This is a genomic window from Vreelandella sulfidaeris, from assembly GCF_042429665.1.
In the GTDB taxonomy this organism is placed as follows: domain Bacteria; phylum Pseudomonadota; class Gammaproteobacteria; order Pseudomonadales; family Halomonadaceae; genus Vreelandella.
In genome coordinates this window covers 706,193-717,573 of record NZ_JBHMAC010000013.1, presented here as the reverse complement: position 1 = coordinate 717,573, position 11,381 = coordinate 706,193, and the positions used below count along the sequence as shown (strand labels likewise).

Annotated in this window: 10 protein-coding genes; 5 read left to right on the top strand and 5 right to left on the bottom strand. The window is 52.4% G+C overall.

Going from position 1 to position 11,381, the window contains the following annotated elements; genetic code table 11:
- The first annotated feature begins 356 nt into the window (after nt 1-356).
- The 5 genes from ACFFLD_RS17875 to ACFFLD_RS17855 all read left to right on the top strand — a co-directional run bounded on the left by ACFFLD_RS17875 (nt 357) and on the right by ACFFLD_RS17855 (nt 5,996).
- Entirely contained in the window at nt 357-1,376 is a 1,020-nt protein-coding gene (locus ACFFLD_RS17875; protein ID WP_386042853.1) for a TRAP transporter substrate-binding protein, read from the top strand.
- A gap of 69 nt (nt 1,377-1,445) precedes the next feature.
- The gene (locus ACFFLD_RS17870; RefSeq protein WP_386042851.1) at nt 1,446-2,057 is read left to right on the top strand and encodes a TRAP transporter small permease subunit; all 612 of its coding nucleotides are present in this window, start codon (nt 1,446-1,448) and stop codon (nt 2,055-2,057) included.
- Nucleotides 2,057-3,358: a TRAP transporter large permease gene (locus ACFFLD_RS17865; RefSeq protein WP_386042849.1), complete on the top strand. Its 1,302-nt coding sequence runs from the start codon at nt 2,057-2,059 to the stop codon at nt 3,356-3,358. The genes ACFFLD_RS17870 and ACFFLD_RS17865 overlap by 1 nt, the downstream gene beginning before the upstream one ends.
- Nucleotides 3,359-3,391: 33 nt before the next feature.
- Nucleotides 3,392-4,378, top strand: a complete 987-nt coding sequence (araD1, locus tag ACFFLD_RS17860) for an AraD1 family protein (protein ID WP_386042847.1) — start codon at nt 3,392-3,394, stop codon at nt 4,376-4,378.
- Between the two features lie 43 nt (nt 4,379-4,421).
- Complete coding sequence (locus tag ACFFLD_RS17855) at nt 4,422-5,996, top strand: aldehyde dehydrogenase (NADP(+)) (RefSeq protein WP_386042845.1); 1,575 nt, start codon at nt 4,422-4,424, stop codon at nt 5,994-5,996.
- A 252-nt stretch (nt 5,997-6,248) separates the two neighbouring features.
- Here the strand turns inward: ACFFLD_RS17855 and ACFFLD_RS17850 are convergent, their stop codons facing one another.
- From ACFFLD_RS17850 to ACFFLD_RS17830, 5 genes are all read right to left on the bottom strand, one after another.
- Complete coding sequence (locus ACFFLD_RS17850) at nt 6,249-7,751, bottom strand: tripartite tricarboxylate transporter permease (protein ID WP_386042843.1); 1,503 nt, start codon at nt 7,749-7,751, stop codon at nt 6,249-6,251.
- Nucleotides 7,739-8,233, bottom strand: coding sequence for a tripartite tricarboxylate transporter TctB family protein (locus ACFFLD_RS17845; protein WP_386042841.1), 495 nt, complete (start codon nt 8,231-8,233; stop codon nt 7,739-7,741). Before ACFFLD_RS17845 ends, ACFFLD_RS17850 begins: the two co-directional genes overlap by 13 nt.
- A 9-nt stretch (nt 8,234-8,242) precedes the next feature.
- Nucleotides 8,243-9,229 (bottom strand): tripartite tricarboxylate transporter substrate binding protein, encoded by a 987-nt coding sequence (locus ACFFLD_RS17840; protein WP_386072488.1) that lies wholly within the window; start codon nt 9,227-9,229, stop codon nt 8,243-8,245.
- Nucleotides 9,230-9,297: 68 nt separating this feature from the next.
- Complete coding sequence (locus tag ACFFLD_RS17835) at nt 9,298-10,095, bottom strand: HpcH/HpaI aldolase family protein (RefSeq protein ID WP_386042837.1); 798 nt, start codon at nt 10,093-10,095, stop codon at nt 9,298-9,300.
- 272 nt (nt 10,096-10,367) lie between these two features.
- On the bottom strand, nt 10,368-11,360 hold the full coding sequence (locus tag ACFFLD_RS17830; protein ID WP_386042835.1) for a tripartite tricarboxylate transporter substrate binding protein: 993 nt from the start codon (nt 11,358-11,360) through the stop codon (nt 10,368-10,370).
- Between the last annotated feature and the right edge of the window lie 21 nt (nt 11,361-11,381).

Genomic DNA, 11,381 nt, shown 5'->3' with positions numbered 1-11,381 from the left:
CGGGAATGCCCTGGTTTTTCATCCAACTGCGATACATAAAACCGTTCTTGTCGGCGGTGCCAAACCATTCGGCACTGCGTAAAGGTCGTTGACGTTGGCCCATGAGATTAACTCCTTAATTTTAGGTCAGTACCCATTGACGACCTAACGGTCTGTATCAGTGGTGTATGGAATGTCGGAACTGAATGCGCAGGACACTAAACTAACCGCCACATATAGTCGACCATACAAAAGTATATGTTGAACAATTGCTCTTAATGTTCAACATTACCCTACCCTAGTGGGTCAATGACTCTTTAACGCAACGTTTTCACCAAAATATTTTCACCACAACAAGAAGGCTGAGGAATAGCGCTATGCTGACATCTAAAAAAACCATATTACTGACGGGGTCAGCTCTATTGATGAGCATCTCCATGGCACATGCCGCCGAGTACGAATGGAAATTCCAAGCATCAGAAACCTCGGGAGAACCTAGCTTTAAGATCAAACAAGAGTGGGCTGAGAAGATATCCACGATGACCGACGGACGGGTCGAGATTGAAGTCATGCCGATCAACTCGGTGGTAGGCCCGACAGAGACGCTGACCGCCGTTAGCTCAGGCATTTTGCAGGGCCATATGACTGATCCGAGCTACTTTTCCGGCCAGGACCCCGCCTTCGGTATGCTGGGCAACTTGGTGGGTGCTTGGCAAGACCCTTATGACTTCCTTGAATACATGAAATACGGTGGGGGTGAGTCGCTCTACAATGAGCTGGTGGAGCCATACGGTGCGCATTTGATCAGCTCCGCCACTTTCCCTCTTGAGTCAGTGCCCTCCACGGTACCTATCGAATCAATCGCCGATTTTGAAGGCCTGAAAATCCGTGCGCCGCAAGGCATGGTTTACAATATTTTCGAGCGCATTGGGGCCACCCCCGTTAACCTGCCCGGCTCGGAAGTCTATACCGGCCTTGAAAAAGGCGTAATTGATGCGGCCGACTCCACGGTACTGTCGAATAACGACGCGATGGGCCTGCACGCCTTTGCCCCTTACCCTCTTTATCCCGGATTCCATTCGATGCCGATGATCGCTGTATCGATCAATAAGGACATCTGGGATGGCCTTCCCGAGGAGCTTCAAACAACATTAAAAACCGCCTTCGATGGCATGGCATACGACCTGATTGCCCGTTTGAAAGAGCAGGATATCGAGACCCTACAGCGTTTACAGGAAGATCCAGATGTGCACCCCTTCAACCTGCCCGAAGAGGAGCGTAGAAAATTCCGTAATGCCGCAGAACAGGAGTGGCAGGAGTGGGCTGGCAGAAACGCCATGACACAAAAGATTTATGACTCGGCCACCGCCTTCTTGCGCTCACGCAATCTGCTTTAACTTGGCTTCATTAACCTAACCAACGCATCGCTCGGATCTCGTTTCGGGCGATGCGCGTAGAGTCGCGCCATGTCTCAAAAAACGCCTGATAATCAATACCGTTCTCCGTCCACGCATGATTTTCCAGCCATCCCAGAGCCTGAGGAAGAGGTCTACCTTGAACGAAACGCCCTTGACCGATTGATCGCACGCGGCAGCCGAGCTGTCTCCTGGCTAGTGCTCTTAGCGATGGGCATTAGTGTCGTCGAGGTTTTCATGCGCTACGGTTTTAACAACCCGACCTCTTGGGTTCATGAAACGGTGGTATTTTTGATCGCCGTTATTTTCGTTTTAGGTGGCCCAGCCGCCATGGCGCGCAATAGCCATATTCGCGTCAAGGTGCTTTACGACAATGCTGGTCCGAGCATGAAATGCTGGATGGATCGTTTCAATGATCTGCTAACACTAATTTTTTGTTTGGCGATGAGTTATGCCGCTTTTCATATGTTCTGGGGAGCATCGCACAATCCGCTTGGCGAGTGGTCGCTGGAGCGCTCTGGCACTTCCTGGAACCCACCCTTTCCCGCCATGGTGAAAGGCATGATTTTGTTCGCCCTGGCACTGATGACCCTGCAGGCTTCACTGCATCTATGGCAATCGCTTAAAGCGAAACCCAACACTCGCATTGAAGGGGCTCGCTGATGGATATCTCCACTGCCACTATCGTCATGGTAGGCGCCATTTTCGCTCTGTTGGTCACCGGGTTGCCGTTGGCGTTTATCACTGGGCTGGTCGCCCTGGCTTTCACCTTTGGGTGGTTCGGCGAGGCAGCGCTGCCGCTAGTCACCAGTCGCGTTTATGGATTTATTACCGAGTATTCCTTGGTGGCGGTGCCTATGTTCGTACTGATGGCATCGCTGCTGGACCGCTCAGGCATTGCTAAAGATCTGTTCAATGCCATGCGTGTTTTCGCTGGCCGCTTGCCAGGGGGCGTCGCAGTCCAGACCATAGTCGTCGCTTTCTTTCTCGCCGCACTCTCAGGCATTATCGGGGGTGAAATCGTACTACTGGGAATCCTGGCACTGCCGCAAATGCTGCGCCTGGGCTATGACAAACACCTTTCCATTGGGGTGGTATGTGCTGGCGGTGCGCTTGGCACCATGATGCCTCCATCCATCGTGCTAATTATCTACGGACTTATCGCCAGCGTCTCCATTGCTGATCTATTCGCCGCTGCGGTAACCCCGGCGGTGATTTTAATGGGGGCCTATATTGCCTATGTATTGGTACGTTGCCTAAGAAACCCTGCACTCGGCCCCCCGTTGGATAAAGACGCTCAGGATAACCCCTTCGCCAGCAAGTTGGAGGCCGTTAAGGCGATTCTACTACCAGGGCTGATTGCGTTTTTGGTGCTGGGCACCATCTACGGAGGTATCGCATCCGTGACCGAAGCGGCAGCCATGGGCGTCTTTGGTGTCTTGTTGGCGACCATCGTCCGCGGCGAGTTTACTCCAGGCATGCTTCACCATAGCTTGGGTCAGACCATGAACACCTGTGGCATGATCATCTGGATCGGTATCGGTGCAGCGGCGTTGGTCGGTGTGTATAACCTGATGGGCGGAAACCGCTTTGTATCAAGTTTAATTCTAGGACTCGATGTCGCGCCGATTGTAATCATCCTGGTAATGATGGCCATTATGCTGGTACTGGGGCTATTCCTTGACTGGATCGGGATCGCTATGTTGGCTTTGCCGATTTTCCTGCCCATCGTTATCCAGCTCGGTTTCGACCCCATCTGGTTCGGCATTCTATTCGCCGTCAATATGCAGGTGTCATTTCTATCGCCACCGTTTGGCCCCGCCGCCTTTTATCTCAAGAGCGTGGCTCCGCCGGATATCAGTTTGAAAGATATTTACCTGTCCGTATTGCCCTTTATGGCTATTCAGCTATGCGTACTCGCGGCACTGCTGTTATGGCCACAGCTCGCCATCTGGCCGCTTTGATAACGACTACAATAGATTCATAAGGAGATCACGATGAGACTGATTCAATGTGACTACCAAGGCCAGGTTCGCGCCGCGCTGGTAGAGAGTGAACAGCAGGTCAAACTGCTCGACTGCGATACCTATACATTGGCCAAGCAAGCCATTAGCGCTGGCCAGCCGTTAAGTGATGCGATAACCGCAGCCCTGACTGATACCCAGCTGGATTATCAGGAAATAGTCGATACCAAGCGTCTACTGCCTCCTCTCACCCACCCTGACCCGGCGCATTGTCTGGTCACCGGTACTGGCCTTACCCACCTGGGAAGTGCTGACACGCGTTCTGCTATGCACGCTAAAGCCCAGGCGGCGGAAGAAGATTTAACCGACTCCATGCGTATGTTCAAACTGGGGGTAGAGGGCGGTAAGCCCAACGCAGGCGACATCGGTGCGCAGCCCGAGTGGTTCTACAAGGGCGACGGCCAGTGCGTGGTGGCGCCTGAAGCCGACATGCCCTCCCCAGCATTTGCCCAAGATGCGGGTGAAGAACCTGAGCTTGCAGGTCTCTACGTGATTGGTGACGACGGCCAGCCGTGGCGTATCGGTTACGCCCTCGGTAACGAATTTTCTGATCATGTTACCGAGCGATTCAACTATCTTTGGTTGGCGCACTCCAAATTACGCGCCTGCAGTTTTGGGCCTGAGTTACTGATCGGCGAACTACCGAGTCATTTGGAGGGTACCAGCAAAATCCAGCGAAATGGTGAAACGCTGTGGGAGAAACCATTTTTGACAGGCGAAGCCAATATGGCCCATACCCTGGCCAATCTCGAATACCACCACTTTAAGTATTCAGGTTTCCGTCGACCGGGAGATGTCCATGTGCACTTCTTCGGCACCGCCACCCTAAGCTTTGCCGACAATATTGAAGTACGCGAAGGCGATTGTTTTGAGATCAGTATCCGCGAGTTCGGCCGCGCCCTGCGTAATCCACTTCGGATGGAAGCAGACACCTCGACCATTACCGTGAACTCGCTCTAGCGTCACATTTAACATCAGCATTTCACCCCAAACAGGAGGTTGTATGACACTGGAAGGCAAACTACTCATTGGCCAACAAGCCGTTAGCGGGCAACAGGCCAACATTCAAGCCGTCAATCCTGCCACCGGCGAAACGCTCTCGCCCGCCTACCCTGGCGGTAGCAAGGCCGAGGTTGAACAAGCCTGCGCGTTAGCCGAAGCGGCGTTTGACAGTTATCGTGAAACCAGTTTAGAGGCGCGGGCAACGTTTCTTGAGACGATTGCCGCCGAGATTGAAGCCATCGGTGATGACTTGATCGAGCGCGCCATGGCCGAAACCGGCCTGCCGCGACCACGCCTGGAGGGTGAACGAGGACGCACCTGCGGCCAACTACGGTTATTTGCTTCTGTGGTACGCGCTGGGGAATGGCTTGATGTACGCATCGACCCCGCAATGCCTGAGCGTGAACCACTACCACGCGCTGATCTTCGCCAGCGTCATATCGCGCTGGGCCCAGTGGCCGTGTTTGGCGCCAGCAACTTCCCGCTCGCCTTCAGCGTGGCCGGTGGTGATACCGCATCCGCATTGGCGGCTGGTTGTCCGGTTGTGGTCAAAGGCCACTCCGCGCATCCTGGCACCTCAGAATTGGTAGGCCGCGCCATTCAACGCGCTGTTGCTAAATGTGACCTGCCGGAAGGCGTCTTCTCATTGCTGTTTGGTTCAGGCAAGGAGATCGGTCAGGCGCTGGTGGCTGACCCGCGTATCAAGGCCGTCGGTTTCACCGGTTCACGCAATGGCGGCACGGCCTTGATGGCCACGGCACAAGCGCGCCCTGAGCCAATTCCGGTGTATGCCGAAATGAGTTCAATCAACCCTGTGTTCCTACTTCCGGAAGCACTCAAAGCTCGTGGCAAAGACATTGCTGAAGGATTTGTCGCCTCGCTCAACATGGGCGCCGGGCAGTTCTGTACCAATCCCGGGCTGGTGATTGCGGTGCAAGGCCCTGAACTGGATGCCTTTGTTGAAGTAGCTGGCGAAGCCGTCAAAGGTAGCGCTAGCCAAACCATGCTCACGCCGGGCATTCATGACGCGTATCAGCAGGGCGTAGGTCGACTCTCCAGCCACGACAAGGTCACCGAGGTGGCTCGTGGTCAGGCAGGTGAGACAGCGCACCCCTGCCAAGCGGGGCTGTTCGTCACCCAGGCTGACGCTTTCCTGAGTGACCCCGCGTTACAAGAGGAGGTGTTCGGTTCGACATCGCTGGTCATCGCCTGTGCCGATGCTCAGGAAGTGGCGCGGGTTGCGGCCAAGCTCGAAGGTCAGCTCACCATTACCCTGCAAATGGATGACGGTGACTTGGCTACTGCCAAGCAACTGTTACCAACGCTAGAGCGCAAGGCTGGACGTATCCTGGCCAATGGTTGGCCGACAGGTGTCGAAGTGTGCCATGCCATGGTACATGGCGGCCCCTATCCGGCCACCTCGGATGCCCGCACTACCTCGGTGGGCAGCGCGGCGATCTTCCGCTTCCTGCGCCCGGTGTGTTACCAGGCGCTGCCTGAAGGGCTACTACCTGACGCTATTCGCGATGGTAACCCTGCGGGAGTGTCACGCCTGGTCGACGGCAAGCGCGAATAAACGACGGTTACTCAATAAACGCGTCGGTGGTTTCGCGATAACCATATAGAAACGCATCGGCAACCTGGCGCAGCGGGGCCACATCCACCTCGCTGCGTTTTTTTATTCCATTTTTTTATCTCTATTCTAAAAGCTACTTCACCGTATGCTTTATTAAATCTTCAGCCTAAAAATGAAAGCTTTGCTTAAAAAAATGCCACCATCGGCTCTCCTAGAGCATAATGGTGGAGTCATTAAAGCAGCAACTGAAGACTAATGCGCAGTTCCTGGCTTTTGCTGATAGTAGCGGTAAGCTTTAATCAAAAGCGGCGAGCACCATAGCAGAATTACTGCAACACCAAGTCCGGCACTAATGGGCCTCGCAAAAAAGCTCGTTAAATCACCACCGGTTCGCAACATGGAGCTCATAAAGTTGTTTTCAACAACCGAGCCCAGCACTAAACCGAGTATGGCTGGCGCCATAGGAAAATCATTGACGGCTAGCAGATAGGCTACCAGGCCAACGATGAGCATTAGCCAAATATCCACAACGCTATTGTTGATAGCAAAAGCACCCACAATGCAAAAGCACAAGATGATGGGCATGAGTATACGACTAGGGGTCAGAATGAAAAATTTCGAGAGCCGTATAGCCATGTAACCAACAGGCAGCATCATTAAGTTAGCTAAAATAAACACAATGAAAAGTGCATAGATCAACCCACTATCATCCATAAAAATGGTGGGACCAGGATTCATGCCTTTCATGTATAAAACACCGATAACAATAGCAGTGATCGAGTCACCGGGAATGCCAAACACTAAAGCGGGTACCCATGCACCGCTTAAACCAGAGTTATTAGCTGAGCTGGCATCCACAATGCCCTCTATATTACCGGTACCATATTTGGCACTGTCTTTTGATCTCCCCTTTCCCACACCATATGAGATCCAGGCGGCAATATCCGCCCCCGCTCCGGGTAATGCGCCTATTAGTGTACCGATAGAGCTGCCACGCACCATGTTGCGCCAATAACGTTTAATGTGCCCCGGCACATGATGGAAGACACTGTCGTTATCAACAATGCTGATAGTTTTTTTCTCGGATTTTGAGCCGTAGTAACTCATCAGCTCATTAAGAGCAAACATACCAATCATAACGGGTATGAAATTAATGCCTGCCATAAGATCGGGCACTCCAAACGTGAAGCGAGGAGCGCCACTCATCATATCCAGCCCCACTGTTGACAGCAGGACGCCAAAAAGCAGTGAAAGAAATGCTTTTGTTCTAGAGCCTACAGAAATAAAAATTGAGCAGCTTAGTCCCAGCACCGCAAGCCAAAAATACTCAAAAGCACTAAATTGTAACGCCACCTCAGCAAGAGATTGAGCAACGACAATTAATATGATGGTGCCAAAAATACCGCCAAAAACAGAACAGACCAGATTAATGCCCAGAGCTTCCCGCGCCCTACCTTTTTTGGCTAACGCATACGATTCACCCACATAGGCGGCTGACGCAGGCGTACCTGGAATATTTAAATACGTCCCGGGAATGTCTCCCGCAAATATTGCCATGGCCGATGTAGTTACAATGGCTGCAATAGCAGGAATAGTATCCATATAGAAGGTTAAAGGGACTAATAGTGCAACAGCCATTGTTGCCGTAAGGCCGGGTACTGCACCAACAAATATACCAAACAATGAAGCTGCTAAAATAACCAATATGGTTTCAAAATTTAAAACCAGGCCCACTCCGTTCATTAAAATATCCATGGCAGGCTACCCCCTAATAACACCCCTTGCGGCAATGGAATAAGCAAATAGTGAGAGAAAATAAAATAAATAGCGAATGACATAACCACAGAGGTTATTAGGGCCACGTAAGTCTTTGTTTTCCTCAACAACATGAGCAAAAACATAATGACCGTTAGGGTAAGCATTGCCCCCAGGTAATCGCTTGCCAGGATATAAAAGACAATCGCTATGGGGGGCAGTACCATCGCCCAGCCCATTTTTTCAGACGGCGAGGTAGCGGGTGTCGGATCATCTTGGACTACTTGAGCGGTCGCTTTTCTTCTCTGCCACAGCGCATTTAAGGTAAGTACCGCGCCGCCAAGACAAAACCCCACCCCGACGAGAGAGGGGAACAGAGAAGGCCCATACTGAAGGCTGGGTAAAGTAGGAAATTGCTGGGCTGTGATAATCGTCACAATCCCTGCCATCATAAACCCTATACCGGTGAAAACATCTCTCATTGTCATTCCTTAGTTAGCTAAGCCAACTTGTTCAACAATTTCACCGAGAATGCCGTCCATCTCTTCCATCATTTGGCCAAATTCTGCCGCATTGCGCCACTCGGTTCCAAACCCTCTCTGCGTCATGAAATCCTGATACGTATCACTTTGATAAGCAGCCTCGAGCGCTGACTCAAGCGTTGCGACAACGTCTGCGTCCATCCCTTGGGGACCAACGATGCCTCGCCACGCACCTACTTGGTAGTCACTCCCCACAAGTTCGTTAGCAGTAGGAATATCGGGAAAGGCTGAAAGACGCTCTGGGGCCATGACGGCAAAACTTTTTACTCGTCCCGCATCCATCATCGAGCGGGCCTCAGGCACCGACGTAGAAACAATATCAATTCCGCCAGAAGCCAGCTCCGTCATCGCGGGTGCCGAGCCTTCGCTGGGGACCCAGATAACCTGATCGGCGGGAATGCCCTGGTCCATCAAAAAGCCTGCAAAGGCCAGATGCCAGATACCACCCTGTCCGGTTCCCGAAGCGGTAAAGCTACCTTTTGGCTCAGTGCGAACAGCTTCCAGCAACGCATCCAGACTCTCGTATGAAGAATCAGCGGCAACCTGAAGGCCCGGGGAGTCGTAGTTGATTTGCGCAATGGGCGTGATGTCCTCGTAGGTAAGCTCTGTCAAGCCCTGCCAATGCATAGTGTTAACTTCAACAGTGGCTAAGCCGAGAGTGTAGCCGTCAGGCGCTGCGTTAAGCATGGCAGTATGCCCAACGACGCCGCTGCCGCCGGTACGATTCACCACATTGACGTTCTGGCCCAACTCCTCTTCCAAGGCGCGGGCAATGGTGCGCGCTGTTGCATCAGTACCGCCGCCTGCGGCCCAAGGCACAATCAGCGTAATGGGCCGTTCTGGATAATCCGCCAGGACTGAACCAGACGCCACCATAATGGCTGCAGCGATACTGGACGTAATAAGTGTTTTTAGAGAATGGTTTGTCATTATCATTTTAAATATCCTCTGATAGTTGCTGGCTTACATTTTATGATTAGAAAGAGGGCTTAAGACGTCTGGAATCAGTACGTTCTGGTTGTCGGCTGAGAAGGCAGCTCCTTATAGCGGGCAAGCGTTGCCAGCGCCCCCTGACGTAGAAGGCTGATATCAATACCTACCGCTATGAACTGGCAGCCTAACGCCTGATAGCGGCGCGCATCCTCCTCGAGCGGCGCCAAAATCCCTACTGGTTTGCCCGCTGCATGAACCGTTTTAATCACTTTCTGTATCGCACTCTGAACATCGGGGTGGCCAGGGTTGCCGGGGTATCCCATGCCCACCGAAAGATCTGCCGGACCAATAAAAACCGCATCCACTCCGTCGGTGGCAGCAATGGCTTCTGCCTGTTCAACACCGTTAGGTGACTCAACCTGAACAATCAGGCAAAGCGACTCGTGCGCCCTATTCAGATAGTCATCCACGCCATCCCATCGGGTTGCGCGCACCAGCCCACCACCCACACCGCGTATGCCATTCGGCGGGTATCGCGTGGCCCGTACCAGCGCAGCCGCCTGCTCAGCACTTTCCACCATCGGCACCATTAATGTTTGCGTGCCGATATCCAGCAACTGCTTGATTAACGCGGGGTCATGGTTAACGCTACGCACAACGGGGGCGGATGAGTAAGGTGCCACGGCCTGTAACTGGGCCAGAATAGTGGGTACCGTATTCGGGGCATGCTCGCCATCGATTAGCAGCCAGTCGAACCCGGTGTTAGCGATTATTTCAGCGGCATACCCAGTCGCAAAGCCTGCCCAGCAACCCCACATGGGTTCGCGCTTGATCAGCATGTTTTTAAAAGGATTAGTGGGCAGTTGCATGCATTGGCTCCTTTGCAAGGCGGATAAAAACCACTGAATGAAGATTATCTACATCATTAACTGGCCAAGTTTTATAAGCGTCGGCTTCTTAAACGCTACGTCTTCGCTTATGCCATAGCGCGACGAATACAGCCTGTTTAAGACACACTCCTCCCGATGAGGGTGGAAGAAATCAAGAGCTATATAAACGTGGCAAGTCAGTACATGGTTACCTAGTGGCGGTTTCTACAACAACAGATCCTATTGTGAGAAACCGCCTCCATTGTCATGCCTCAGTTAGCTAAGCCCACCTGTTCAACAATTTCACCGAAGACGCTATCCATCTCTTGCATCAGCTGCCCGAACTCTTCCGCATTACGCCACTCGGTACCAAAGCCTTGCTGATCCATAAACCCTTGATAGGTGTCACTGTTGTAAGCAGCTTCTAATGCTGACTCAAGTGTTGCCACTATTTCAGGATCCATACCTTTAGGACCAGCGATACCTCGCCACTCACCCACTTGATAGCTACTGTCGATTAGCTCATTGGTGGTGGGAATATCAGGAAAACTGGGAATACGCTCAGGCGACATGACCGCAAAGCTTTTAACCCGGCCGGCTTCCATCATGGAACGGCCTTCCGGCACAGAGCTGGGTACAATATCAATACCACCGGATACCAGTTCTACCATCGCTGGCGCCGCACCTTCACTAGGAATCCAAATAACCTGGTCGGCAGGAATATCCTGATCCATCAAAAAACCCGCAAAGGCTAAATGCCAAACACCGCCTTGACCGGTACCGGAGGCAGTAAACGTACCCTTAGGCTCGGTACGTATAGCCTCAAGCAGTTCTTCAAGGCTTTCATAAGGAGAGTCTGCGGCGACCTGTATACCGGGGAAGTCATAGTTGATTTGCGCAATCGGGGTAAAATCTTCATAGGTAAGATTGGTTAGCCCCTGCCAATGCATCATGTTCACTTCACCGGTCGCTAAGCCAAGCGTATAGCCATCTGGTTTGGCATTAATCATGGCGGTATGGCCGACAACGCCACTGCCACCGGTGCGGTTAACAACGTTGACGTTCTGGCCCAATTCCTCTTCGAGCGCGCGGGCGATGGTGCGTGCTGTCGCATCCGTACCGCCGCCTGCCGCCCAAGGCACAATCAACGTAATAGGGCGTTCTGGATAATCCGCAAGGGCTGCGCCAGAAGCCACCATAACGGCTGCCGCGATGCTAGAAGTAAGGAGTGTCTTGATCTTGAGAGAATGGTTTGTAATTGTCATATCCACTTTCCTTTAGTCGTT